This is a genomic window from Promicromonospora sp. Marseille-Q5078, assembly GCF_050315395.1.
Lineage (GTDB): Bacteria > Actinomycetota > Actinomycetes > Actinomycetales > Cellulomonadaceae > Isoptericola.
In genome coordinates this window covers 65,360-88,603 of record NZ_JBNPQG010000002.1, presented here as the reverse complement: position 1 = coordinate 88,603, position 23,244 = coordinate 65,360, and the positions used below count along the sequence as shown (strand labels likewise).

Sequence of the window (23,244 nt, the reverse complement as noted above, 5' to 3'; positions counted from 1 at the left end):
GCCTTTCGTGAATGAGGTGGGGTGTGGCACGGCGACTGACCGGGCGGTCAGCCCTTGAGGCCGGACGCGAAGCCCCGCAGGATGAACCGCTGCATCAGGACGTACGCGACGAGGATGGGGATCACCGAGGTGATCAGGGCCGAGAACACCAGAGGCCAGTTGGCGCTGTACTCGCCGACGAAGGTGTAGACCGACAGCGGTGCCGTGCGGCTGCCGCCGCCCGTCAGGTACAGCAGGGGGTTGAGGAAGTCGTTCCACACGCCCAGGGCGGTGAGGATCCCGACCGTGCCGGTGACCGGACGCACCAGCGGGAACACGACCGACCAGAAGGACCGCAGGGGTCGTGCGCCGTCGAGCGACGCCGCCTCCTCGTAGTCGCGGGGCAGGTCACGCAGGAAGGCCGAGTACAGGAAGATCGTGAACGGCATGTGCCCGCCGACCGAGATCAGGATCACCGTGATCGGGTTCCCGACCAGTCCCAGCTGGGAGAACATGATGTACAGGGGGATCATCGCGAGCTGGCCCGGGAACAGGAACCCGATGAGGAACAGGTAGAACACCCCGCGGCTCCACCTCTGGGTGCGGCGCGTGATCGTGTAGGCCGCCATCGAGGCGATCACGATGACCAGCGCCACCGACACCGAGGTGATCACGAGGCTGTTGATGATGCTCGCGCCCATCGCGGACTCGGTCCACGCGGTGGCGATGTTCTCGAACTTCAGAGGCCAGGTGAATCCCAGGAGCTCTGTGGAGGCGTTGGGGTCACGAAGCGCCACGGAGATCAGGACGACCATCGGGATCATGAAGATCACCGCGGCGATGATCAGCGCGACCTCGATCAGCAAGGTGCTGCGCGTGTAGCGGTTCACGTGAGGGCCTTTCGCGTCGTCATCCGGTACTGCGCGAATCCGAGGACGCCGACGACAATCGTCAGAAGGACGCCCTGGGCGAGCGCGTTCGGATACTGCAGGTAGAGGAAGGCCGTCTTGTAGACGATGGTCGCCATGGTTTCGCTCGCCCCGGCGGGTCCGCCGCCGGTCATCGCGAACACGGTGTCGAACTGCTTGAGGTTGCCCAGCACGCACAGCAACAGGTTCACCACGATCGCGCCGTTGATGAGCGGCATGGTGACCGACCACGTGCGGCGCACGGCGCCGGCGCCGTCGAGCGCGGCTGCCTCGAGCATCTCCGCCGGGACGGCCTGCAGGCCGGCGAGGTAGATCACCATCGAGTACCCGGCGCCCTGCCAGATGATCGTGGCGCAGATCGAGTAGAGGACCAGGTCGGGATTGCCGAGCCAGTCCTGCTGCAGCCCTTCGAGACCCATCGCGCCCAGGAGCTGGTTGAGGGTGCCGTTCGGGGTGAGCAGGTACTTCCAGAGGTAGCCGGTCACGATCGGGGTGAGCACGACCGGCAGGAAGAACACCAGGCGAAGGATGTACTTGCTCTTCACCTGGGTGTTCAGCCCCAGGGCGAGCAGCAGTCCGACCAGGTTCTGCCCGATCGCGACCACGACCGTGAGGATGAACGTGTTGGTGATCGCGCGCAGCGCGTTGTCGTCCGCGAACACGGACTTGTAGTTCTCGAGCCCGACGAAGGAGGGCGACGAGGTGAAGCCGTCCCAGTCGGTGAAGGAGAAGGCGATCCCCTGCACGTTGGGCACCAGAACGACGAGGGCGTAGAGCAGCACCGCCGGGATGACGAACCACATCGGCGCGCGCACGCCGGCGACGGGCTTGGCCCGTGGCGCGCGGCGCTGGGGGGCGGCCGGCGGCACCGTAGCGGTGGCGCCCGGGTCGAGGGTGGCGGTCATCGCGCACCTCCGTCCGCTGCGGTCAGGGTGATGTCGTCGGCGTACAGGGCCTGGTCGGCCTCTCCGGCGACGCTGATGCCGACGGTGACCGAGCCCTTCTTGACCTTCACCGGGACGCTGACCTCGACCCACTCGGAGCCGGTGGCCGGCAGGCGGGAGATGTTCGTGGCGTAGGTCGTGCCACCGGATGCCGCCCAGAGCGTGGCGTCCTTGAGCTCTCCGGGCTTCCTGACCTGGGCGGTCAGCGTGTACTTGCCGGTGGGCAGCGGGAAGTTGGCCGGGTCGATGGTCTGCTGGATCTTCGCGGAGTACGGCGACGCGGAACGGAACGTGAGGTTGAAGTTGCCGACACGTCCGCTCTGGTCGGCCTCGTTCCACACGGCTTCGGGGTTGGTCCGGGTCCAGCCGGCGATCTCAGGGATGGGCTTGCCCTCCTTGTCGTTGTACGGGGCGGTGACGCGGTCGGCCTCGAACGCGCCGTTGAGGACGTAGTCGTTGCCGTCGGCCACGGACCACTTGCCGGAGGTGGCGTCGAGGTTCCACTGGCTCAGGGAGTTGAAGTGGGGCGTGCCGTCCTCGGAGAAGCTCAGCGGCGTCCACTGGTTGTAGCCCAGGCCGTTGCCGGCGAAGTCGGCCCACCGGTCGCCGGCGTAGATGACCGTCTCCTGCTTCGTCCCCCGCACCGTGTAGTAGAAACCGGTCTGGGTGACGTGCCCGAAGTCGGCCTCACCGCCGGGAATCTTCTGCATGTCGTTGGTCGGCGTGTACGGGCCGGAGATGTCGTCGGCGACGAGGTAGTACGGGCGTGAAGCGTTCCAGCCGAACAGGTCCGAGGCGGTCAGGTAGTACCGGCCGGCGTACTTGAACATGCTGTTGCCCTCGCGGCCGACGCCGTCGTAGACCTTGACGGTGTCGAACAGGTCGACGTGGCCGTCGCGCACCCCGATCCTCGAGATGAAGATCTTGCTGCGGCCGTCGCTCTTGGAGTACACGAGGTAGGACGTTCCGTCGGTGTCCGTGAACACGGTCTGGTCACCCGTGCTGGGCGTCATCTCGGCGCTGTAGTCGGTCATCTTCAGGCGGCGGTCGGCGACGAAGGGTCCGGTCGGCGAGTCGGACAGGGCGACGAACTCGGCGCCGTCGGACTTCGTCTGCCCCTCCACGCGGATGCCGTGCTGGCTGAGCAGCGCGTACTTGTCGAGCTCCTCGAGGTAGGCCACTCCCATGCGACCGACCCAGGTCGCCTTGCCGGTCCCGATGTCGGTGAAGCTGTCGACCTGGTCGCGCGTGAGCACGTCGCCTTCGAACGTCCAGTTCACGAGGTCGGTCGAGCTGTAGGCGCTGACTGCGACGAAGGTGTCGCCACCGCTGGTGATCGGGTGGGTCGGGTCGGCGTAGTAGTCCTCGGCGCCGGTGTAGCGCGGCCCGTACCAGTAGTGCTTCACCTCGCCGGTCTTCGGGTCCTCGAAGTCGAAGATCCCGCCGCCCTGCGAAAAGATCGGGTTGCCGTCTGTGTCGTGCCAGAACGTGTCGTTGGTGATCGTCGTCCCGCCCGGCGCGCCCGCGTCGGGCGTGGAGCCACGCTCGGCACTGGCAGGAAATGCGGGCAGCGTGGCGGCCACGATCGCGCTCACGGCGATCAGGGCGGTGGACCGAATACTCCTTCGAGCGCGCGTCTTCATGTGGTGACCCCTCGTTGCGTCGGTGGGATGTGGTCGTGCGTGCGCGGTGTGCGCTAGACGGTGGCGGGCTCGCGGGTGAGCTCGACTCCGAGCTCGAGCTCGGCGACCGTGATCGGGCGTGCTTCGGTCAGTGACCTGTTGCCGGCGATGCCGACGGCGACCGACCGGACGCCGTCGACCCAGGTCGAGGGGCGGCCGAGCGGGTCCTCCCCCCGCTCGACGAAGACGTCGGACAGGAGCAGCGCGTCGCCGCCGCCGTGGCCGAGACGTCCGCGGTCTTCGATGGGGATCTCGCGTGCCTGTTCCCAGTGCCGCTGCAGCAGCAGCCGCTCCCCGATCTGGCGAAGTCCGTCCGAGCCTCGGGTGTCCTCGGCCACGCTGGGGTCGAGCACCTGTTCGCCCTCGAGCAGGACGGCGGCGTTCTCGACGACCTCCAGCTCGGCGCGGCCCTCGGTGCCGTTGATGGCCACCCGGTAGCCCTCCCAAGGGCTGTAGGCCGTCAGCGAGTAGGACATGCTGACGCCGCTGTCGTAGTCGACGAGGAGCGAGACGGTGTCCTCGATCGTGATCCCGTCGCTGAAGGGGTCCCGGTCGCGCAGGTAGCCGTCCACGTCTTCGGTGTCCAGGTACAGGCTCTTGAGTCGCGGATCCTGGCGCAGGTCCAGTTCGAACGGGTCCGAGTCGCCGTCGTGGGTGCCGCGGTCGGGGCGGGGCCCCAGGCCGCGCGCGACGGCGTTGTCGTTCCCGTAGAACTTCAGGCCCCCGCTGGCCGTCACCCGTCGCGGGGAGTCGCCGAGCCACCAGTTGACCAGGTCGAAGTGGTGGGACGCCTTGTGCACGAGGAGGCCGCCAGAGTTGGCCTTCTCCCGGTGCCACCGGCGGAAGTAGTCGGCGCCGTGCGCCGTGTTCAGCAGCCACTCGAAGTGCACGCTCGTGACCGTGCCGACGGCGCCGGTCTGCACCAGCTCCTTCAGGGCGGAGTTGCGTGGCGAGTAGCGGTAGTTGAACGCGACCACCACCTCGCGTCCGGTCTCCTCGACCGCGCCGGCGATGCGGCGCACGCCCTCGGCGTCGATGGTCAGCGGCTTCTCGACGACGACGTCGGCCCCCGCCCGCAGCGCGATCTCGATGTACTCCGCGTGGAGGAAGTCGGGGGTCGCCACGATCACCCTGTCGATGTCGAGGCGCGCCACGGCCTCGGCAAGCTCGTCCGGCTCGACGAACTCGACCGTGGCCCCGGCCGACGCGGCACGCTGCAGGTGGTAGTCCGCCCGCTTCCGGTTGTTGTCCGCAACGGCCACGAGCTGCGCGACGTCCGCGACGGTGAAGAGGATCGCGTCGATGTACATCTGGGCCCGGTGGCCCGCGCCGACGACGGCATACCTCCGAGGTGAGCTTCCTCGACCCACGGGACTGGTCACTGCGTTTCATCTCCCTCGATGACCGGCGGAGCGGTTCGGCCAACGGCGGCCGGCTCCGGCGAACTTCGGCGGACCAGCGCTGTTATCGATAACTAGCCTGATCCACCGGTCACGATAGTTATCGGTAACGAGCGCCGTCAACCCCTGCCATTGGACCGCCCGGCGACCGCGGCTGGCGGCGCAGGACGGCGAGCGAGCTCGCCGTCGTTATCGATCACAAATCTGCCCGACTGATGTCATCATCGGAGCATGCCGACGACCGCCCCCTCACCCCGCCGCACGACGATCTACGACATCGCCCAAGCGGCCGGCGTCTCACACATGACGGTCTCGCGCTACCTGCGGTTCGACGGCCAGGGCGTCAGCGCCAAGAGTCGCGAGCGGATCAGCGCAGCCATCGAGAAGCTCGGCTACCGCCCGAACATGGCGGCCCGGGCGATGCGGACGCGTCACACCGGCCGCCTGGCGATCCTGCTGCCGGCAGGTGAGGCCGTCGGCGCGATCCGCATGCTCAACGGCGCGACCGAGAAGGCACACTCCTACGGCTACCAGGTGGAGGGCGTCACTCTCGACGGCACGGCGTCCGCCCTCGCCACCCGCGTCCTCGAGCTCGCCGAGTCAGGCCTGTTCGAAGGCGTCCTGTCCCTCACGCCGATGCTGTCCGACCCGCCCGAGCCCGGACCCACCACCGCCCCCGTCGTCGTCGCGGCCGAGTACGACGAGGACCTCCGAGCTATCGGCGACCTCGCCGATGCGCGACCCATCGCCGAGATCATCGAACGGCTGGCAGATGCAGGGCACCGGAACTTCCTGCACATCGCCGGCGACCGCAGCTACCCCACCGCCCAGGCACGCGAACAGGCATACCTCGACACCATCGAACGCCTGAGCCTTCGCTCAGCAGGTGTCGCCGGCGGCGACTGGCTCCCGCAGACCAGCCGACAGGCCATCCTCGATCTCCCCGCCGACGAGGGTGTGACCGCGGTCATCGCCGCCAACGACCTGTTGGCCTCCGCTGCGATCCACGGTGCCATCGAACGTGGTTGGGCGGTGCCCGACGACCTCGTCGTCACCGGCTGGGACAACAACCCGCTCGGAGAGTGGCTCTCCCCCACCCTCACCACCGTCGAAGTCGACTACGCCGAACTCGGCCGCCGATCCCTCGAACATCTCGTCGCGCTGATGCGAGACGATGAACCCGCCGAGCACACCACCAGCATCGCCTCAGTCGTCTGGCGGCAGTCCACAGGCGATGCATACCTGGCCGCCCAAGATCGACACTAAGGGGCTTGCTCCGTCACGATCCAGGCCGACACATTGAGCCCGCCAGGTAGAACGAGCGAGCGTCGACACCGATCCTCGACGCGCAATGCGACGCGCTCCTCGCTGCCGGAGTCGACACGCGGCACCTGCGGGTCGAGACCGCGGCCGGCCGCCGTGATGACCTGCCGGTCCTCGCTCCGAACTCGAGGAGGGCGATTCCGTCGTCGTGACGAAGCTCGACCGCCTCGGGGCGAAGCGTGTCCACCTGGTGCGCGTCGACGACGAGCTGGAGCGCCGCGACGTCGCCATACGAGCAGATCGACACGAGCAGCTCAGCCGGCCGCCGTCAGACCTGGAACGACGAAAGTCCCGGCCGAGTAAGAACTCGACCGGGACTTCCCGTCATCTGGGTCCCCGACTACCCGGGAACCCCCCGCTCATTCTGGGCGGCTGGTCAGGCCACCGGGTGGTTGGTGCTCACGACACTATCCGCGTCCCACGACATTCGGCGGCGCCGGGGGCCCCGAGTCAGTGGGCATGGGGTGCCGTGCGGTGCCGGCGGTCCACGTCTCCCGTGGGCCGCCGGCACCAGGTCAGTCGTCGACCGCGGCTGCGTTCGCTGCGGTGAGCGCGTCGACGTCGATCTGCCCGGCCGACGTGACGCCGAGGATGGCGCGCGGCTCGGTGCCGTCCCGGTCACCCTGGGCGGCAGGGTCCGGCGCAGTCCAGTACAGGCCGCACTCGGCGCACAGCAGGTGGGTCGGCGCGGGCGTGTCCTGGCGGCGCGACATGTACCGGCCGTCCGCGTCGACGGGGAGGAAGCCGCTGCTCTCGACGTCGTTGCCGCACGGGCACACGGGGCTGTCGGGCCACCCGCCGGTGAAGGACACCGATCGGGTGTGGTGCGGGTCGTCCAGGTTCACCAGGACGACGTCGGTGTCCTCGGGCGGGGGTCCGGGCTCATACAGCGCGATGATGTCGGTGGCGTCCTCCTCGGCGAAGCCGTCGATGAGCAGGCTGTCCAGTGCGACGACGGCGGCGTCGGCGGTGGGGTACGGGCCGACGGCCAGGTCGGCGGAGTGCTCCCGCTCGACGATGATCCAGTGGCCGGTCTGCGGAGCGCGGGCGTTCATGGCGGAGTCCTCTCGGTGAAGCTTGGGTGGCCGGGGCGCCGGCGAGGGGTCCCCCCCGGGTCCCCCCGGTCCCCCCGGTCCCCCCGTGTCCGGGCGGCAGGGTGGTCAGCCGCGGGGCGCGGTGCTCAGCCCGAGGTGCCGGGCGTCCAGGCCGATGACCTGGGCGAGGGACTCCTTGGCGGCCCATCCGACAGCGACGGAGAAGTTCAGGGACGAGTGGTCGCGGGTGACGGTGCCGTAGGTGGGGCGGAAGCCGCGCGGGTCGCGGACGATCTTGCCGACGGCCACGCCCATCGTGTGCAGGGTCCAGGTGCGGGCGCCGTCGTGCGTGATGTGCAGGTCCAGGTTGATGGAGAGGCCGACGTAGCGAACGGTCACGGTGACGGTCTGGTCCTCGGTGACGGGGAGCAGGTCGGTGTAGTGCTCGCGGGCGATGGGGGCGCGCTCGGCGTCGATGGCGGCGTACCCGGCGGCCAGGGTGGCGGCGCTCTGCTCGGCGACGCCGGTCGCGCAGTAGCAGGACACGGTGCCGTCGGCCAGGTAGTCGTCACCGTGCTCGATGGGGTCGGTGCTGTGCGCGGCTCGGGTCTCGGCGTCCCACTCGGCGATGTTCTCGACGGCGCAGCCGATGGCGTGGGCGTAGCAGGTCGCCGTGTGCCGAGCGCGGATGGAGGGGGTGGGGGTGCTCGTGGTGTGCGTCATCGCGGGTGCTCCGCTCATCAAGACGGCTGGTCAGGCCATCGGGTGGTTTGGTGCTCACGACACTACCGGCCTCCACCCACAGCGCGAGCGGTCTGGACCCCGTGGCGGGCGGCATGGGGTGCCCGCCACGGGTGGGGCACCCGGACCGGTGCCCCACCCGCTCGAGCTCAACAGATTTCGAACCCACCGCTGGAGGCCACGAACTCCGTGAACGCCTGAACGTTCTCGACGTCGAACGGGTAGTTCGCCGCCCAGTGCTCGACCTTCCCCTGCCCCCGGCAGCCGTTGCAGCCGCCCCGGCCGGTGACCGGATCGTGCGGCTGGTCGTACCCGTACTGCTTGCCGATCGCATCGGTGCGCACCCCTGTCCCCGCGCACAGGTCGCACTCGCTCATCGGCAGGCCGGCGAGCGTTTCGTTGTACTGCTCCGCGTACCGGGCGACGTTCCCGTTCTCCAGGTCCACGCGCAGGGCCGCCGCGAGCGCCGTGGCGGCGTCGGCGTCGAGACCGTCGCCGTCGTTGGAATGCCAGTAGGTGCAACCGGCGGTGAGGTCGGGGTAGGTGGTGGTGACGTAGTCCGCAAGGGGCCGCCACCACCAGATGTTGTTGCGGAAGTAGCCGCCGGCTTCGGTGCTGGGGTTCTTGCCGTAGACGTCCATGCCCATGATCGGTATCCGTCCGTTCCGTCTGTGTACGTGCAAGCGTTGCGTTGCGTGTGTCGGGGCGGCTGGTCGGGCCACCGGTGGCGGTCAGCGCTCGGAGGCGGACCAGTCGAGGTCGCTTGCGTTGAGGTGGTCCCAGACGTCATCGCGCTCGAGGTCGTTGATCGCGTCATCGACGCTCTCGGCGTTGCGGGTGATGTAGAGCGTCGCGGTGACTTCGACACGCAGCTCGTGATCGCGGCTGCGCCGGCGCATCCCGTGCTCCTCCATGAACTCGTCGAACCGCTCGCACAGGGCGTTGGCGTTGGCGTACTCGTGCGCCTCGTCGGTGAGCCGCTCGATCCACTCCACGCGGTCTACTGCAGCGGCCTGCTGAGCTCGGCGCTCGTTGAGGATGGCCATCATCGCCGCGCGCATGCCCGGCTCGGGCGGGCCGGTGACGATCTTGCGGGCGTCGAGCTCTGCGATGTCATGCACCCCGGAGTAGACGTCCCCAATCGGGGAGACCCACAGAGTCCAGAGGTTCTCCCCGTGCAGCGCGGGCCCCCCGGTCCGGGCGTTCTCGACGCCCACCCAGCTGCGTGGGTCGCCGTTCACGGTCACCGGCTCGCCCGGCAGAGGCAGGACCACCACCGCTCCGGCCGCGAGCGCCCTGCCCGCCTCGTGCAGGACGTACAGGGTGTCGCCGTCCACGCGGGTCACGGTCGTCAACTGCCCGTCCACTATGGCCTGCCGGCCCTCCAGGGCCAGTGCGGTGGTGGGCGCTTCGATGGTGCTGGTCTCGGACATGACGGTTCTCCGTCCTTCGGGGTGGCTGGTCAGGCCACCGATTCGGTTGGTGCTTCGACGCTATCGGCGCTCGCCGGCGGGCGACAGCTCTGCTCCTGCTGTCACGGGGACCCCATGCCCGCTGTCCCCGTGACAGCGCGCCGGCCCTGTCGGTGTACGGGGCCGGCGCGGTGTCGGTGGTGAGGTGGATCAGGTGGTCGAGGTGCGCCCCTGGCTCGTGGCTGCACTGCGGGCTCGTTGCAGGTCGATGATGATGTCGGCGGTGGTCGCCGCCGTGCCGACGTCGTGGCCGAACAGCGCGGTGTAGACCCGCAGGAGCCGCGCGGCGCGCTGCTGGGGTGTGCTCGGCGCGGGAACCCAGGCCAGCGCGCCGTCGACGTCGATGGTGACCAGGCGGTAGTCGCTCGGATCGTCTGTCCACCACGGCATGTCCCTGGGGGCGCCGTAGGCCGGGAAGTCGTAGGGGTCGAGGTCCGAGACGAAGGTGTCGACGTCGTCCTCCAGCCCCGCCGCGATGTGCTCACAGACCTGGGTGCCGTCGATCTCCGACAGGTTCATGTACGACCGGTCAGGGTCCCGCACGCGCTCGAGTTCGTAGGTGCTCGCGTGCGGGCTGTGCACGCGGATCGCGGCGGCGATGCCACGCAGTGCCAGGGCGGCGTCGTCGTCTCCGACGATGCCCTGGCGTCGCCGGCGGTCGAGGGTGGCGCGCACCTCGTCGACGATGTCCTGGCACTGCTGGGCTGTGCGCTGGCGACGGCGCATCAGGGTCCTGGGGTGGTGCTCGTGCTCGTGCTCGTGCTCGTCCACGCCGGTCGCCTACCGCTCGTCCTGGTCGGTGGTGGCCGGTTGTTCGACCAGGTGCATGGCGTCTCGGTCGTTGCCGTCGATGTGCTTGTGCTCGGCCTGGGGCAGCCACCAGGCCTCGATCCCCCGCTCGGGGAACTCCCCCGTCGGCAGAGCGTCGCGCAGGTGCGCCGCGAGGTAGTCAACGAGGATCTGCGCCGCCTCCTCCTCGGTGGGCGCGTTGACGTCGAACACCACCGGGATCATGTGCTCGCGGACCATCGCTCACACCTCCCGCACGAGGAGCACGTGGGTGCCGATGCGGTATCGCGTGGGACCGTCCGGCTCGAGCATCTCGGCCAGGTAGCCGCAGAAGGCGACCGGCACGTTGGCGCGGACCAGGTCCTCACGCCCGGCTGTCGGGGTCAGGAAGTACGAGGAGTGCCAGACGAACTCCTCGCCGCCCCAGGTGCGGAGGTCGATCCGTACCTCGCCAGCGTGGTCGGCTCGCCGCACCTCGACCTCGGTGTCGCCCCAGTCCTCGAGCGCGATGTCCCGGTCGCCGAACCCGCCGCCGTAGACGAACAGCATCTCGCGCGTCGCATTGCCCACGCGGCCCCACGCAGCAGCCCCGGGAACCCGGAATTCGTCCCCTGTCCTCAGGGTGTCGAGCCGCGCCCACTCGGTCGTCATCGCCGCAGCAGTCATGGTGAATCACTCCCCGTGGCCAGCACACGCGCCGGCCCATTCGAGGTGGCTGGTCGGGCCACCGGTTGGTTGGTGCTCACGACGCTACCCGCCACCACCCACGCCCGGCGGCTCCGCACCCACTACCCACGGCACCCCATGCCTACTGCCCCTGGGGCTGCCTGAGCTCGTCGCGCGAGGGGGCCTCAGATCGTGAGTTAGCCGAGCCTGCGTCGGGCTACACGAGGGTCCAAGGTCCGCCATCCCGGTAGCCGGAGTGCTTGTAGTCGTAGAGCCGGGCGTTTTCTTCATGGGGCAGGCCGAAGATGTGTTCCTTGGTGAACGGCTGCCACCAGGATGGGGCCTCGATGGCCTTCCACCTCCGCTCGGAGGCAGCCCAGCGCATCCAGTCGTCCTCTCGGGTGCTCTCCCGGTAGCGGTTCCCGAGCGGGCGGGACTTCCAGCGATCGGCCAGTCGGATGGGTGTCGTGTTGCGGTCCTTCTCCTTCGCCCAGTGCCCTCGACGGTAGGCGTCGGCCAGAAGGACCCGGGCCCGGTCGCTGACGGTCTCGTCGCGGCCGCGCTGTTCGCTGGCATACAGGCGGGCGAAGGGTTCGTGAGTACGGTGCCGCCAGACCGCGAGCGCGTAGATCCACTCCTGCCAGGTCCGTTCGTGGCCGACACTCGCGAGGATTTCGTTCCTCAGCGCCGGTACCTGTTCATCGTGAGGTCTCTTCACTCTGAGTTCCTCGAGCAGGGCAACGACAGCCACCAGCTCGATCACGATGAAGCGTTCGATGTCTTCGACCTCGTCGGCATCTAGCGTGCGAGAGAAGGCGAACTGCTCGCTGAATCTCGCCGCGGCTGCGAGCTCCCTGTCGAAGACCTCGGTGGCTGCTGCGGCGTCGCGCCGGAGCTGTTCTGTCGCGGCGTCTCGCGGCGTCTGCGGGCCGGTGTCCGTGCCGCTGGCCTGGAGCTGTCGCGCGGGCCCGTTTGCGGCATGGACGTCGCCGTAGATGTCGTAGGTGAACAGGCTCAGCCCCGCCGTGTTCGCGTACTCGAGAGCGGCGGCGGTGTACCCGGTCAGGGCGTAGAACAGCGCCAGCTTCGCGCGGTGAGCTGCGCCAGCGTGCTGCTGGACCTCGGGGCTGCCGACCGGCGCCGCGTAGTGCTTCACCTGTGCCAGCGCGTGGGCAGAGACGACGTCGATGCCGCCGTCCGCGCCGGGCGGCGTGAGCTCGGCGTCGCGGAACCCGAGCACCTCACGCATGTGCCACCGCGCAAGCTCCTCGGCGTCACGCCAGTCGGCGACGACGATCGCACGGGTGTGGCGGGAGGACCGAAAGGGCACAGGGTCAGGCATGACTTCATGGTGGTGACTCGGTCACACGTCCGCGACCGGGCGGTCGGGTGTGTCACGCCTGCCCCGCGAGTGCATTCCATCCGGGTGATTTCTCGTCGCTCCCGGCACTCACTCGGCCCCGGCCACTTACCTTGGCCGCGTGAGGACCCCATGAACATCGCCCGCGCTGTGAGCGCAATCGCGGCCGTCTGTATCGCCGCCCTAGTGACCGCGTGCGCCCCCTCCGGGGTCGACGCGCCGATCGACGTCGCCGCATCGTCGACGCCGTCGGTCAGCGCCGAGCCGTCCGAGGAACCCAGCCACCTATGGACCCCTGAGGTCACCGAGGCCCTCGATCCCGTCGTGCTCGACTGCTACGACGACGAGCGTGGTGACCGGTACATCACCCGCGACGACGGCACCCGCATGCGGACCGACTTCAAGGCGCTCTGGCCCAGCGAGTACGACCTGTGCGACACGTGGGACGCCGTCCTACCCACCACCGACCTCGAGGCCGCCGCCTACGAAGCCTCCGGGTACGACGACGACGACATCGGCACCCTGTACGCGATCTGCGTGCAGAACGACCCCGAGGACGACTACGCCACCGCGGACATGCTCACCAAGCCGCAGAAGAAGGAGATCCGGGCGGCGATGATGCTGTGCCCGGACCACCCCCTCGCCGGCGACTGGAAGGCCACCATCAAGCGGTCCAGCAAGACCGAGAAGAAGGTGAAGGCAGAGGCAGCGGACGCCGACCGCGCAGTCACCGTTGCGGAACGGTACGGGCATGTGTCGCAGTACGTGATCGACGCGTTCGAGGATCCCGAGTACCTGTCCGCGTTCGAGCCGCTGGTGTGCGCCGGCGTGCGCGACAAGAGCTCCCTGGACGAGCGCGGCGGCCTGCGTGGCCTCGTCATGGACTCCACCTCCGACCAAGCAGAGCCCGCAGCGCCGGGCGTCTGGCAGGCCATGCGCGTCATCCAGACCGGCTGCCCCGAGTACGAGGACAAGTTCGTTGGCATGCTCGACGCCTGGGACGAGGCGCACTGACCATGGCCATGAGGCGCGGGGTGAAGATCACGCTCTGGGTCGTCGGAGGCGCCATCGCGCTGATCGTCGGCGCCGCGATGGTGGTCCGCGGGATGCAGGCGACCGTGTTCGCACCGGAGACGACCGAGGCGCTGGCGAAAGCTTGCCAGGACGAAGTACCCGGTTGGGCAGAGCATGCGACCGTCACGGTGGAAACGATCGTCGTTGACGAGCCCGCCGAGGTATTCGAGAACGCCGACAAGCGCGACGACTCCAGCGCATGCCTGGTCCCGGCGATCGGCGCATACGAGTCTGATATTGAGGAAGCGCTGCGGGCCCACGACTTCGACGCCGAGCCGCGGTTCACCTACGAGACAAACGGCTGGCGCATCACCACGGAGTTCCTGCCGCCGAGCGGTCTGCGCTCGACCTACACGCCCGTGGGCGACTGACCACCCCCGCCACGCCCGTCCTCTCCCCAGACCGGGCCGGCCATTGCCCGCCAGGCGGCGCCGTTGTCGATCAGGCCGTCGGCAGCCGCGGCCCATGACGCGAAGCTCGCACGGCCGGGGACGACGACATCGTCCTCGGGTCGGGGAGGAGCGCGCGCAGATCGTGCGACCCGAGCACCTCCCTCTCCAGGAGCGCAGATGCGATGGCATCGACGACGCACTGATGGGCGAGAAGGATGCGGCGGGCCTCGGCGCTCGCGGCGGCGAGGAGTGCGTCGGTGGTCAGCGGCCCGGTGTAGCCGGTGGGGCGCAGGCCGGTGGAGACGATGATCGCGGCGTCCTTGACGGCCGACTCGACGTCGTTGGTCGATCCGTGGTCGTGCTGGCCGCTGAGGACGTCGATGGCGCGGCCGGCGAGCCCGGACCGCATACGGATCCAGGCTGCGTCGTGCTCGGCGGGGAACGGGACCGGGAGGATGGAGTGGGTCTGGCCGCCCCTCATCTCGGTCATGTGGACGTCGGCCCGGAGCACGGTGCAGCCGATCATGTGCCCGACGACCGCGTGCGCGGCCTCGTGTCGCGCGCACGACTCAGGCCCCCGCGCACGGCGGGTGCCCTCCGCCCACTGGGGGTGACGGTCCTCGGCGTAGGCGAGCACCTTCTCGAGGGTCGCGCCGCTGTCGACGTTGGCGATCACCCAGGTCGCGTACGACTCCCCGTACAGGCCGGACAGGCGAAGCCACGCAATGCGCAGCGGCGCCGGGATCCCCTCGAGCTCGGCGTGGTGGGCGGTTCGGGCCGAGACGAGCTGCGCCGGCCGCCGCGCCGCGAGCGCCGGCCCCGCGGCCTGACGTCTCGTGATGCGGCGGATCATCTTGAATCGGGTGAGCGCGATGAGCACGATGCCGGCGACGGCCACCAGTGCGGCCTGGTCTGCGGGTGCGGCGTCGGCGTAGAGCTGGATGAGGGAGGGGATTGCCGGGGCGATGCCGAGCCAGATCGCGCACAGCAGGACCGAGGTCACGACGGCCACCAGATAGGCGTCGCACCACCCGGCGGCGGAGCGCCAGCCGCGGCGCAGCGCGTGGGTGGTTCGGGCGATCAGGCGGGGCATCGGGCGCTCCTTGGTGCTCGTCGCGATCGTGGCCGGGATCATCGAGTACCTGTTGCGGTCAGGACCTCGGCGATGGGGCGGCCGCACGCGGTGCATCGCTGCCTCGGACCCTGGTTGGCTGTGTCGATGCAGTCCTGGCACCAGTTCGCCGTCTCGATCTGGGTGCAGTGGCTGCAGGCCACCTGGACCCGCATGTCGGCTGGCCCTTCACACTCCCTGTCCTCCAGCCACCCGACGTCGGGATAGAACCGGTGGGCGACCCGCTGGCACAGCCAGGACACTCGGCGCTCGAGCGGGGGGCGCGAGCGCCACCATGCCGTGGCGAGGTGTCGTCCAATGAGTGCAGTGAGGTAGCTCATGACGAACCCGACGACGGTGCTGAGCCATAGCTCGGCGTCGGTCCAGCGGGCGAGGAGGACGCCGCCGGCAACACCTGAGGCGGTCACGGCCAGGAGGTGGAACATGGCCCAGGTGGGGCCCATCGGAGCGGGCAGGCGGATGCGGAAGCGCTGGACGTAGACCGTGTCGACGGGCAGCGCCCGGGGGCGGCGCGTGGTGGGCATGGGTGCTCCTGGTCAGTGGGTGGTCGACTTCGCGCGGCAGGCGTCCAGAACTTGCTTGGTCGCGTCGTGCTCGGCGGGGGTGACCCACAGGCCGTATTCGGCCTTCACGCGGACCTGGGTGGCGACGTACTCGCAGCGGAACGCCTTGTGGGGTGGGAGCCAGGTCGCGGCGTCGCCGTCGCTCTTGGCGGCGTTGGTGGGGCCGTCGACGGCGATCAGGTTCGCCGGGTCGTTCGCGAACCGCAGACGCTTGTCGGCGCTCCACTGCTGGGCGCCCTTCTGCCATGCATCGGACAGGGCGACGACGTGGTCGATCTGCACCGCGGTGGAGGTGGCCTGGCCGCGAGTGAAGTCGATGCGGGTGCCGGTGTAGGGGTCCTCGAGCTGACCGGAGTCCACGACACAGTCCGAACCGTCCTCGAGCGTGACCTCTGTCAGGTCGCGGTGCAGGATCTCGTCGCGGGTGTGGCAGCCGTCGTCGTCGAGGTCGGCCCATCCGTCGCCGAAGAGCGCGCGGGCGTATCCGGTCTTGGGGGCGCGTCCCTTGACGTCGAGCTGCTCGAGCTCGGCGCGTGCGTGGGTCACGCTGGCCGATGCCCGGATGGCGTCCGCCGGCCCCGTGACAGCGTCTCGCCCGATCTCGGTGAGATCGAGCGACGTGACCGCGGTGCGCAGCGCCGGGGAGAGCATGACAAGCAGCCCGATCGTCGCTGCGACGAGCGTGAGGACGGCGCGGAAGCGGGTCGTATGGCGGCGCGTCATCGTCCGTCCTCCGCTCGGCCGGTAGCGGTCCGCTGGGCGCGTGCTGCCATCTGCCGGTGGACGATCTGCGCGATCCCGTAGGCGATGCAGATCGTGGCCGCGGTCATCAGGAAGCCGAACGGCATCGAGTAGCCCATGCCGCGCGTGAGGACTGAGACCGCGGCAGCGGGAATGAGCACCGCCGGGGTGAAGATGCTGACGGTCGTGTCGTTGCGCTTCACAGGGTTCGGCTCCTCTTGATGGTGGGTTCGTCCGCTGCCTCGTGGCGCACCAGAGCCGCGAGCGCCGCTGTGGCGAGGGCGGTCTCGATGGCGAGGCAGAGCCAGTTCGTGGCGGTGGTGGGGATGCCGTCGCGTACCCAGATCACGGCCCAGGCAGGGGCTGCGGAGGCCGCGAGGGCGGCGGTGAGGCAGAGGGTGTCGCGCAGGGTGCCGGCGTCGTCCTTGAGTGCGCTGATGAGCGCGTAGGTGGCGACGGCGACGGTGGCGAGGGTGGTGCTGGCAGCCCACAGCAGGAGGGCAGCGTCAAGGGCCGCGCTCGCGATGCTGAGTGCTGTTGCTTCCATGCCTAGAGAAGGTGCAGGCGTGGGTGTCGTTGTTACCCGCCCGGTGGCGACGTGGGGCGTACACCGCAGGGGGAGGCGGTCAGATGTCAGCTGCGGCGCCGGCTCCGGGCGGTGAAGTGCTCGGACCAGCGAATTCTGCGGTCCCGGAGCCGTGGGTGGAACTCGACGAACCAGATGTCGTCGTCGGGCACGGCCTGGACGAGACGGACGTCGGCGTCGAGGCCGGAAGCGGCTGCGAGTCGGTGGAGCGTCGTGCCGCGCGTCGTGCTGGTCGGGCGTTCCGAGGTGGGCGGTGTAGCCGTCGCGCCGGTCGCACATCCAGGTGGCGAAGGCGTCCTCGAGCTGCGCGTCACCTTGGCAGGAGCGGAGCGCGGTGCAGGGAGAACGGGCTCATGCGGTTCCCGTCTCGCCGCGGGGACCGGGGGCGTCCGTTCCGGGCGTCCCCTGCTTAGCGAGCTTGTCGATCTGGTCGGGGCGGAAGCCGGACCAGTGGGTGTCGCCGGCGACGACGACTGGGGCCTGCAGGTACCCCAGGGCGCGCACCATCGCCAGAGCGTCCTCGTCATGGGTGATGTCGACGACGCGGTACTTCACGCCCTTGCGGTCCAGGGCACGGTAGGTGGCGTCGCACTGCACGCAGCTCGGCTTGGAGTAGACAACTGGGAAGTCTGTTGCATCAGATGCAACACGCCGCGGCTCGCGGGACGGCTCGTCGGGGTGGGTGGGCGCGGTGTGCACGGACACGGGGTCCTCCAAACGTGATCGTTCTGGTGGGCGGTGTGAGCTGGTCGGGCGTTGCAGGGCAACGTCGGAGCCGAGCGGGCAGGGTCAGGCAGATGGTCCAGGGGTTGCCAGCTCTGGGCCGACCTCGGGGCCGGTGCCAGCGCTGGCGGCGGCGGGACTGTCGTGGGTGTCGGGCTCGGTCGCTTGATGTGCGAGAGCACGCAGCCGACGCGCCGCTGCACAGTGCCCCTCGCGCTCGAGGACGACGGCCGAGGCCGTGCACGCGACCGCAAACCGTGCGGGGTCGCGGTACGCCGGCGGGCGACCGGGCGCCACGTCATGGATGAGGCTCATGCTGACCTCCGGGTCAGGGGCACCAGCTGCGCGAGGTTGTCGTCATCGAGGCCGGCAGGCGGCTTCCACCCGGCAGCCGCTGCACGTGCACGGGACCTCGCGGCCGCGGCGCGCTCGCCCGCGGTCGCCTCGGGTGGGGCCTGGTCCCAGAGGCGCTCGTACGCGTCAGCGACCGCGGCGGCCGTGGACGCCTTGACGGTCCACGGGCGGCGGGTGTGCCGCCGAGCGGTGTGCAGCAGCGGGTCGAGGGCCTGACGGTCGACGCCGGCGGCCGCAGCGATCCTGGGCACGGACCATCCGGTGGCGACCAGTGCACGAACGCGCAGCGCGGTGGTGCGCGCGTGGACCCGTGACCCGCGGGCAACGACGTCGAGCGTCGGAGCGACCTTGAGGATGGCGGCCGCGGTGTCGCGGCGCACCCGCCGCGACGGGACACGGGTGCCGTCGGGTCGCGTCACGCCGTACATCAACTTCCACAGCGACCCCCGCGCGACGCCGGAACGCTGCGCGAGGGTCTTGAGCCCGATGCCCGCCGCGGCGAGACGGCGCACATGCTCGCGGACGGGTTCCGCGTCGACGAGGTCGGTGCGGCCGTACGCCAGCCGGCGTGCGCGGTCGGACTCGTACACGCTGTTCGCGTCTGCGCAGGGCCTGCAGCGGCACCGGTCGAGGACGTAGCAGGCGTGGGAGCCGTGCTCGTGGTGGGCGACCTTGTGCAGGCAGGGCTTCGGGGTCCGGTCGACGACGCGCTCGCGTTCGGCGCGTCGGCGGGCAGCCTCCCGCTTCGCCCGCCACCTGTCGCACGAGTGCTGGCGGCCCGCGAAGTCGGCCACCGCGGTGGACCGGTACTCCCCGTGCCAGCCGCAGTCGCACCAGGCACGCACGATGGTGCTCATGCTGCAGCCCGCTTCCGGGCGAGTTCGGTCGTCGCGCGCTCGGCTCCGAACCGGACGGGGCCCCGCTGCGGCCCGTCGAAGTTCACGGTGGGGTGATCCATGCCGCGCTCCTGTCCGATCGAAGGGAATTCCCTGTCGTGATCGGAAGGTGCATGCGGGCGGTCGTCTGTGACCGCACTGGGCCTAGAAACCCGAACGTCCGCGGCCGGTGATGCTCGGGGACCAACCCGAACACCAGAACTCCGGCTCGCGGACGACGGACCAGGGCGGGTACCACCCCGATTCCTGGTCCGGGGAGTCGGACGAATCCGACCCCCCCGATTATAGGGGCGCGTGCTCAGCTGCCTGCGGCGGCCGCCACGCCCAGCCGCTCAGTTGCCGCTCGGGCGGTGGCGGACCATGACGTGCTCGGTGGCGGGGTCCACGAGTCGCCGCACGGTGAGAATCCCCAGGTGGCGCTCGCAGGCGAGGGTGGTCCAGTTCCCGGCGCCGCCCAGGATGTTGTAGGTCGCGTGGTTGGTGCATCGGTTCGCGCCGCAGTGGATGCTGCGGTCCTTCTTGCTCGCGGTCATGGTGCTCCTCTGGCTGGCGGAGGCGGTGTGTCACGCGCTCCGAGGTCGGGTGTACGCGGGAGCGGAGCGGTCGATCTGGTCGCGCAGCCAGGGCTGGCAGGTGGGCCAGTGCAGGACGAGCGAGGGCAGGTTCAGCCTGTTCACGGCGTCCCAGATGGTCTCGGGGTCTTCGTCGGTGGTCAGGACGAAGACGTCGGGGCGTGCAGCCCGGTCGGCGGTGATGAGGTGGGCGGTGGCGGGCACGACGAGGACGAACGGGGCCTCGCGCCACTGGTCGCCGGCGTCTTCGGGGTTGAGCCAGGTGACGCCGTCGATGTGGGGGTGGTCGTCGCCGAGTGCGACGCCGAGGGGTGTGCCGTCTCGTCGGGCGGCGCGGGTCCAGTTCCAGGGGGCGTCGGCGTAGCCGGCGAGGCGGTGGGTCGCTGCGGTGGCGACCGCGGCAAGCAGGGTGCGTGCCTTGCTGGTCGACCAGGTGGGGCTGGCTGCGCAGGCGTGCTGTGCGGCGTGCACGGCCTTGATCACCTCGACCGGGTCGATGGCGTCAGCGGGGTCGATGGGCTCGTGCTGGTATCGACCGGGCACGACGCGGTCGGCGAGATTGGTGCGCCCCTGCGTGGCCAGTCGGTCCAGGGCCCTGGCGTTCTCCTGTCGCAGGAGGTCTCCCGCCTGGGTGGGGGTGGCGGCGATGTGGTTGCCGCTGAACGCCGCGGTGGTGGCGTCGGTCAGGACGCCCCAGCGCGCGGCCGCGGTGGTGATGAGGTCCAGGTGGTCGTCACCCAGGACGAGGACGGAGCTGGTGGTCGCCATCGCGGTCACTCCCGGTGGTGCGGCGGGGGTGGTCAGCCTCCGCGGGTGGTTGGTAGGCACCACTATGGCCGACTGCTCCGATTCGCTCACCGGGTGTGGGGTCATGCTGCCTTGCGCATCTTCTTCGGTGGGTGGCCAGGCACCCAGTGCGCAGGCTGGCGATCCCCTTCCTGCCAGGCGGCGCCGGCCGCGATCCCCGTGTAGAAGTCGGCGCGGGCCCAGGCGTTGCAGGCCGCGAGCGCCGGGCAGTCCGCGCACACCCGTAGCAGCGGCTTGGCTGCTTCGATGGCTTGGGCCTGGGTGGTGGCGGTGGCGTGGGCGGCTTCCTGGGCGTTCCACAGGTCGCGTTCGTACTTGCACGCGGGCTCGTGGATCTCGGCGGCCGCGGCGCTGGCGAGGATGGTTCGGCTGCGGCTCACAGTGCCTCCTGTCGACGGCGCTTGATCTTGTGGATGGCGGTGGATGCGGTGACGGCGATCAGGGCGGCGACGACGCACGCAGCGATGACGAGTCGGGCGAGGTCGAGGCCGGCGCCGTCGGTGTGCGGGATGGGCACGAGAGGGTTGGCCTCGGCAGGCACGAGGATGTTGTGCTCGACGAGCCAGGCGACGCCCTTGAGCCAGATCAGGCCTGCGGAGGCCGTGATCGCACCGAAGACGGTGATGGCCACGCCGATGAGGGCCCACTCGTCGTCGGGGCTGATGCCGTTGGTGGTCTGGTTGTTGCTCATGCGTCTTCCTCGGGTCGGCGGGTGGGCACGGGGGTGTCTGCGGGGGCGGGCGTGTTGCCGGCGGTGAGGACCGTGCGGGGGCGGGTCTGGTAGTTCATGCGTGGTCGCCCTCGGGTGAGGTGGATGCCCGCCGGGCGAGGACTGGTGTGTCGTCGGGCAGCGAGACGGCGCCGAACTCGTCGCCCTCGGCGCGGTAGTAGATGGCGAGTGAACCGGGGGCGAGAGGGTCGTCCTCCGGGGCCTCGTTGACGAACACCCACTGGTCGTCGACCTCGATGAGGTCACCGATCTCGAGGTGGGCGGGCGGGGTGGGCGTGGCCTCGTCGTAGTCGGCGTAGGGGTCGTCGCTGCCCCAGTTGTTGGCCTCGTCGGTGTCCCAGGGCAGCTCGTCGTCGAGGCCGTAGTTGCCGGAGTCCGCGGCGCGCTGGCCGGCGCGGGCGGCGGCATGGTCGTCACCGTCGTCGCCGTGCGCGCTCTGCAGTCCGAGCATGACCAGTGCGGAGGACGCGCGGCGGCCGTCGATCTTGCCCTTGCGGTTGGCGGCTCGGGCCACAGGGTCGAGGTCGGGGCGGGCTTCGGCCAGGACCCACTCGGTCTCGGCGTAGTCGCGGAAGCGCAGCGGCTCGCCGTCGCCGCGCTCCTCGGGGGCAGGATGAGCAGTCGCGGGTGGCGGGCCTCCTTGGGCATGAGCGCCGCGCGCAGCTGGCCCTGCTCGCTGTCGTCGGGGGCGGTCATCGACGGGAAGCGGTAGCACTGTGCTTCGACGGGGCGGCCCGCGCTGTTGGTGGTGACGGCGCGCTGACGGGCAGAGTTCGGGATCGTGACGCCCAGCGCTCGGGAGTTCCACATCATCTCGGCGCCGTGCGGGTCGAGGCGTCCGACGGAGATCCGCTCGCCCATGTTGGAGCGGGCCTCGCCACCGCCGTCGCCGAAGAGCGCGACGTCGGGACCTGCATGGTGACGATCAGGTGCACGCGGGCGGTGCGGGCCAGGCGCAGCAGTGAGGTGTACCAGCGCATCAGCGGCGGGCGCGGCTTGTCGCCCTTCTGCTTGATCTCCTCGTACCAGCCGGTGAGCTCCTGGATCGTCTCCGACCATTCGTCGAGCACGACCATCAGCGGCTCGAAGTCCTCGATTCGGGCGTCGCCGGACTTCACCAGGTCGTACCGGTGCTTGGCGAGCTTGTAGGCGCGGTAGACGACGGCGACCTGCTGCTCGATCGAGGTGGCCACGACCTGCACGTTGGGCCAGGTGATGTGGTTGAGGAACTCGATGCCCTTGCCATCCGCGATCCACACGGGCCACCCGTACTGGGTGATCTTGCCGACGATCGCGTGGGTGGTGGAGGTCTTGCCCGAGCCCGTGCCACCGCTCATGAGCATCTGCGGCACACGAGCCGGGTACCAGTACAGCTTGTTGCCGTCCTCGTCGATCGCCTTGAGGATCGCGACGTCGTCGTAGTTCGCAAGCAGGTCGTCGACGTTCTCGGGCATGTCCGTGGGCAGCCAGATGCTGCCGGGCAGGGACGGGCGCTGCTCGAAGCGGGCCAGGTCGTGCTCCAGGTCCCACTGGGTGCGCCAGCGCCCGGGCATCATCGTCGAGATCGTTCCCTCGATGCGGTTGCGGTACCCGCCCGTGGCCATCTTCACCGCGGCCCCGTGCGACACGGTGATGGAGCGCAGCTGCTCGCCTGTGGCTGCAGCCGGCTCGGGCGAGGGACTCGCACCCTCCACCGGCTTCTCGACCCGCTCGCCGGCGAGCATCCCGTTCTTGTAGGTCGTGACCTTCGTGCCCTGCTCGGTCTTCTCCGCCAGCTCGTACTCCACGACCTGCGCGGTGGGCCCGATCAGATTCGTCAGCGCCTCCTCTGCCCGCTCGACCGCGGCAGGCTTCGCGGCCGCCTCCACCACCGGCGCGCTGGTGTCGAGCACGACCACCAGGAAGCACTGCTTGAGCTTGTGCTTGGCGACCGTGTACCGGCCGCCGAGGCGGATCGCGAGCGTGCCCAGGATCTTGGGCACCAGCTCGATGCCGCCATCGAGGATCCCTGGGGCGTAGTGGATGCGGATCTTGCGCGGCACGCCGGGCCAGCCCGCGCTCCAGTGGCTCATGATCACCGTTCGCCGGTCCAGGCGGTGCGCGCCGATCGTCGGGGCGAGCGCCTCGAGCGTGCGGTCCTCGAGCTCGCGGCGCGTCTTCTGCCGAGCCCCCAGAGTCGTGACGGTCGCGCCGACGGCCAGTCCCCGCCGGCGCACGGCGCGACCAGGTCGCTGTACCCGGCGATGGACGCGGCAGCTCCGGTCGCGACGCCTGCGGCCGACCACAGCACCCCGTTGCGCCAGTGGGTCTGCCTACGCGCGGGAACGCGAGCCGCAGGCGCCTCCACTCGCTCCG

28 protein-coding genes are annotated in these 23,244 nt (G+C 69.9%); 3 read left to right on the top strand and 25 right to left on the bottom strand.

Going from position 1 to position 23,244, the window contains the following annotated elements:
* Window positions 1-47: 47 nt before the first annotated feature.
* The 4 genes from ACQFYA_RS21245 to ACQFYA_RS21230 are packed head-to-tail and all read right to left on the bottom strand — an operon-like array spanning window position 48 to window position 4,904.
* The gene (locus ACQFYA_RS21245; protein ID WP_499127860.1) at window positions 48-869 is read right to left on the bottom strand and encodes a carbohydrate ABC transporter permease; all 822 of its coding nucleotides are present in this window, start codon (window positions 867-869) and stop codon (window positions 48-50) included.
* Window positions 866-1,813: a carbohydrate ABC transporter permease gene (locus tag ACQFYA_RS21240; RefSeq protein WP_499127859.1), complete on the bottom strand. Its 948-nt coding sequence runs from the start codon at window positions 1,811-1,813 to the stop codon at window positions 866-868. Before ACQFYA_RS21240 ends, ACQFYA_RS21245 begins: the two co-directional genes overlap by 4 nt.
* Window positions 1,810-3,495 (bottom strand): family 43 glycosylhydrolase, encoded by a 1,686-nt coding sequence (locus tag ACQFYA_RS21235; RefSeq protein ID WP_499127857.1) that lies wholly within the window; start codon window positions 3,493-3,495, stop codon window positions 1,810-1,812. The genes ACQFYA_RS21240 and ACQFYA_RS21235 overlap by 4 nt, the downstream gene beginning before the upstream one ends.
* Window positions 3,496-3,548: 53 nt before the next feature.
* Window positions 3,549-4,904, bottom strand: coding sequence for a Gfo/Idh/MocA family protein (locus ACQFYA_RS21230; RefSeq protein WP_499127893.1), 1,356 nt, complete (start codon window positions 4,902-4,904; stop codon window positions 3,549-3,551).
* Between the two features lie 261 nt (window positions 4,905-5,165).
* On the opposite strand from ACQFYA_RS21230, the gene ACQFYA_RS21225 reads away from it, so the two are divergent.
* Window positions 5,166-6,200: a LacI family DNA-binding transcriptional regulator gene (locus ACQFYA_RS21225; RefSeq protein WP_499127855.1), complete on the top strand. Its 1,035-nt coding sequence runs from the start codon at window positions 5,166-5,168 to the stop codon at window positions 6,198-6,200.
* Window positions 6,201-6,772: 572 nt separating this feature from the next.
* Here ACQFYA_RS21225 and ACQFYA_RS21220 read toward each other — a convergent pair.
* The 8 genes from ACQFYA_RS21220 to ACQFYA_RS21185 all read right to left on the bottom strand — a co-directional run bounded on the left by ACQFYA_RS21220 (window position 6,773) and on the right by ACQFYA_RS21185 (window position 12,301).
* Window positions 6,773-7,312: a hypothetical protein gene (locus ACQFYA_RS21220; RefSeq protein WP_499127854.1), complete on the bottom strand. Its 540-nt coding sequence runs from the start codon at window positions 7,310-7,312 to the stop codon at window positions 6,773-6,775.
* A gap of 105 nt (window positions 7,313-7,417) precedes the next feature.
* Window positions 7,418-8,014 (bottom strand): hypothetical protein, encoded by a 597-nt coding sequence (locus tag ACQFYA_RS21215; protein ID WP_499127852.1) that lies wholly within the window; start codon window positions 8,012-8,014, stop codon window positions 7,418-7,420.
* A gap of 167 nt (window positions 8,015-8,181) precedes the next feature.
* A complete protein-coding gene (locus ACQFYA_RS21210; RefSeq protein WP_499127851.1) occupies window positions 8,182-8,679 on the bottom strand; it encodes a hypothetical protein in 498 nt (165 codons plus the stop codon).
* 84 nt (window positions 8,680-8,763) lie between these two features.
* Window positions 8,764-9,465: a hypothetical protein gene (locus ACQFYA_RS21205; RefSeq protein ID WP_499127849.1), complete on the bottom strand. Its 702-nt coding sequence runs from the start codon at window positions 9,463-9,465 to the stop codon at window positions 8,764-8,766.
* Between the two features lie 189 nt (window positions 9,466-9,654).
* Window positions 9,655-10,275: a hypothetical protein gene (locus tag ACQFYA_RS21200; RefSeq protein ID WP_499127847.1), complete on the bottom strand. Its 621-nt coding sequence runs from the start codon at window positions 10,273-10,275 to the stop codon at window positions 9,655-9,657.
* Between the two features lie 9 nt (window positions 10,276-10,284).
* Window positions 10,285-10,533, bottom strand: coding sequence for a hypothetical protein (locus ACQFYA_RS21195; protein ID WP_499127845.1), 249 nt, complete (start codon window positions 10,531-10,533; stop codon window positions 10,285-10,287).
* Window positions 10,534-10,536: 3 nt separating this feature from the next.
* The gene (locus ACQFYA_RS21190; protein WP_499127843.1) at window positions 10,537-10,863 is read right to left on the bottom strand and encodes a hypothetical protein; all 327 of its coding nucleotides are present in this window, start codon (window positions 10,861-10,863) and stop codon (window positions 10,537-10,539) included.
* Between the two features lie 313 nt (window positions 10,864-11,176).
* Entirely contained in the window at window positions 11,177-12,301 is a 1,125-nt protein-coding gene (locus ACQFYA_RS21185) for a restriction endonuclease (protein ID WP_499127841.1), read from the bottom strand.
* A gap of 168 nt (window positions 12,302-12,469) precedes the next feature.
* On the opposite strand from ACQFYA_RS21185, the gene ACQFYA_RS21180 reads away from it, so the two are divergent.
* Window positions 12,470-13,333 carry a hypothetical protein gene (locus tag ACQFYA_RS21180; protein ID WP_499127839.1) on the top strand — a complete coding sequence of 288 codons (864 nt, stop codon included), beginning with the start codon at window positions 12,470-12,472 and terminating at the stop codon, window positions 13,331-13,333.
* A gap of 20 nt (window positions 13,334-13,353) precedes the next feature.
* Window positions 13,354-13,764: a hypothetical protein gene (locus ACQFYA_RS21175; protein ID WP_499127837.1), complete on the top strand. Its 411-nt coding sequence runs from the start codon at window positions 13,354-13,356 to the stop codon at window positions 13,762-13,764.
* A 70-nt stretch (window positions 13,765-13,834) separates the two neighbouring features.
* Here ACQFYA_RS21175 and ACQFYA_RS21170 read toward each other — a convergent pair whose 3' ends face one another.
* The 13 genes from ACQFYA_RS21170 to ACQFYA_RS21110 all read right to left on the bottom strand — a co-directional run bounded on the left by ACQFYA_RS21170 (window position 13,835) and on the right by ACQFYA_RS21110 (window position 23,105).
* On the bottom strand, window positions 13,835-14,878 hold the full coding sequence (locus tag ACQFYA_RS21170) for a hypothetical protein (protein WP_499127835.1): 1,044 nt from the start codon (window positions 14,876-14,878) through the stop codon (window positions 13,835-13,837).
* Window positions 14,879-14,916: 38 nt separating this feature from the next.
* Complete coding sequence (locus tag ACQFYA_RS21165; RefSeq protein ID WP_499127833.1) at window positions 14,917-15,441, bottom strand: hypothetical protein; 525 nt, start codon at window positions 15,439-15,441, stop codon at window positions 14,917-14,919.
* A 12-nt stretch (window positions 15,442-15,453) separates the two neighbouring features.
* Window positions 15,454-16,203 carry an HNH endonuclease family protein gene (locus ACQFYA_RS21160; RefSeq protein WP_499127831.1) on the bottom strand — a complete coding sequence of 250 codons (750 nt, stop codon included), beginning with the start codon at window positions 16,201-16,203 and terminating at the stop codon, window positions 15,454-15,456.
* Window positions 16,200-16,424, bottom strand: a complete 225-nt coding sequence (locus ACQFYA_RS21155; protein ID WP_499127829.1) for a hypothetical protein — start codon at window positions 16,422-16,424, stop codon at window positions 16,200-16,202. The genes ACQFYA_RS21160 and ACQFYA_RS21155 overlap by 4 nt, the downstream gene beginning before the upstream one ends.
* A complete protein-coding gene (locus tag ACQFYA_RS21150) occupies window positions 16,421-16,768 on the bottom strand; it encodes a hypothetical protein (RefSeq protein ID WP_499127827.1) in 348 nt (115 codons plus the stop codon). Before ACQFYA_RS21150 ends, ACQFYA_RS21155 begins: the two co-directional genes overlap by 4 nt.
* A gap of 390 nt (window positions 16,769-17,158) precedes the next feature.
* Window positions 17,159-17,506, bottom strand: coding sequence for a glutaredoxin-like protein NrdH (gene nrdH, locus ACQFYA_RS21145; protein ID WP_499127891.1), 348 nt, complete (start codon window positions 17,504-17,506; stop codon window positions 17,159-17,161).
* Window positions 17,507-17,841: 335 nt separating this feature from the next.
* Window positions 17,842-18,741: a hypothetical protein gene (locus ACQFYA_RS21140; protein ID WP_499127826.1), complete on the bottom strand. Its 900-nt coding sequence runs from the start codon at window positions 18,739-18,741 to the stop codon at window positions 17,842-17,844.
* Between the two features lie 371 nt (window positions 18,742-19,112).
* On the bottom strand, window positions 19,113-19,313 hold the full coding sequence (locus tag ACQFYA_RS21135) for a hypothetical protein (protein WP_499127825.1): 201 nt from the start codon (window positions 19,311-19,313) through the stop codon (window positions 19,113-19,115).
* 30 nt (window positions 19,314-19,343) lie between these two features.
* On the bottom strand, window positions 19,344-20,120 hold the full coding sequence (locus ACQFYA_RS21130) for a hypothetical protein (protein WP_499127823.1): 777 nt from the start codon (window positions 20,118-20,120) through the stop codon (window positions 19,344-19,346).
* A gap of 101 nt (window positions 20,121-20,221) precedes the next feature.
* A complete protein-coding gene (locus tag ACQFYA_RS21125; protein WP_499127822.1) occupies window positions 20,222-20,539 on the bottom strand; it encodes a hypothetical protein in 318 nt (105 codons plus the stop codon).
* A complete protein-coding gene (locus ACQFYA_RS21120) occupies window positions 20,536-20,850 on the bottom strand; it encodes a hypothetical protein (protein WP_499127819.1) in 315 nt (104 codons plus the stop codon). The genes ACQFYA_RS21125 and ACQFYA_RS21120 overlap by 4 nt, the downstream gene beginning before the upstream one ends.
* 94 nt (window positions 20,851-20,944) lie before the next feature.
* Window positions 20,945-21,403 (bottom strand): hypothetical protein, encoded by a 459-nt coding sequence (locus ACQFYA_RS21115; RefSeq protein ID WP_499127818.1) that lies wholly within the window; start codon window positions 21,401-21,403, stop codon window positions 20,945-20,947.
* A gap of 295 nt (window positions 21,404-21,698) precedes the next feature.
* Window positions 21,699-23,105, bottom strand: a complete 1,407-nt coding sequence (locus ACQFYA_RS21110) for a P-loop NTPase family protein (RefSeq protein ID WP_499127816.1) — start codon at window positions 23,103-23,105, stop codon at window positions 21,699-21,701.
* Between the last annotated feature and the right edge of the window lie 139 nt (window positions 23,106-23,244).

Excerpts from the sequence above, each read along its gene's own strand:
- ACQFYA_RS21205 (WP_499127849.1), bottom strand. The coding sequence starts at position 9,465 with ATGTCCGAGACCAGCACCATCGAAGCGCCCACCACCGCACTGGCCCTG.
- ACQFYA_RS21220 (WP_499127854.1), bottom strand. The coding sequence starts at position 7,312 with ATGAACGCCCGCGCTCCGCAGACCGGCCACTGGATCATCGTCGAGCGG.
- ACQFYA_RS21240 (WP_499127859.1), bottom strand. The coding sequence starts at position 1,813 with ATGACCGCCACCCTCGACCCGGGCGCCACCGCTACGGTGCCGCCGGCC.
- ACQFYA_RS21150 (WP_499127827.1), bottom strand. The coding sequence starts at position 16,768 with ATGGAAGCAACAGCACTCAGCATCGCGAGCGCGGCCCTTGACGCTGCC.
- ACQFYA_RS21235 (WP_499127857.1), bottom strand. The coding sequence starts at position 3,495 with ATGAAGACGCGCGCTCGAAGGAGTATTCGGTCCACCGCCCTGATCGCC.
- ACQFYA_RS21225 (WP_499127855.1), top strand. The coding sequence starts at position 5,166 with ATGCCGACGACCGCCCCCTCACCCCGCCGCACGACGATCTACGACATC.
- ACQFYA_RS21210 (WP_499127851.1), bottom strand. The coding sequence starts at position 8,679 with ATGGGCATGGACGTCTACGGCAAGAACCCCAGCACCGAAGCCGGCGGC.
- ACQFYA_RS21165 (WP_499127833.1), bottom strand. The coding sequence starts at position 15,441 with ATGCCCACCACGCGCCGCCCCCGGGCGCTGCCCGTCGACACGGTCTAC.
- ACQFYA_RS21195 (WP_499127845.1), bottom strand. The coding sequence starts at position 10,533 with ATGGTCCGCGAGCACATGATCCCGGTGGTGTTCGACGTCAACGCGCCC.
- ACQFYA_RS21170 (WP_499127835.1), bottom strand. The coding sequence starts at position 14,878 with ATGCCCCGCCTGATCGCCCGAACCACCCACGCGCTGCGCCGCGGCTGG.
- ACQFYA_RS21160 (WP_499127831.1), bottom strand. The coding sequence starts at position 16,203 with ATGACGCGCCGCCATACGACCCGCTTCCGCGCCGTCCTCACGCTCGTC.
- ACQFYA_RS21130 (WP_499127823.1), bottom strand. The coding sequence starts at position 20,120 with ATGGCGACCACCAGCTCCGTCCTCGTCCTGGGTGACGACCACCTGGAC.
- ACQFYA_RS21215 (WP_499127852.1), bottom strand. The coding sequence starts at position 8,014 with ATGACGCACACCACGAGCACCCCCACCCCCTCCATCCGCGCTCGGCAC.
- ACQFYA_RS21135 (WP_499127825.1), bottom strand. The coding sequence starts at position 19,313 with ATGACCGCGAGCAAGAAGGACCGCAGCATCCACTGCGGCGCGAACCGA.
- ACQFYA_RS21185 (WP_499127841.1), bottom strand. The coding sequence starts at position 12,301 with ATGCCTGACCCTGTGCCCTTTCGGTCCTCCCGCCACACCCGTGCGATC.
- ACQFYA_RS21120 (WP_499127819.1), bottom strand. The coding sequence starts at position 20,850 with ATGAGCAACAACCAGACCACCAACGGCATCAGCCCCGACGACGAGTGG.
- ACQFYA_RS21140 (WP_499127826.1), bottom strand. The coding sequence starts at position 18,741 with ATGAGCACCATCGTGCGTGCCTGGTGCGACTGCGGCTGGCACGGGGAG.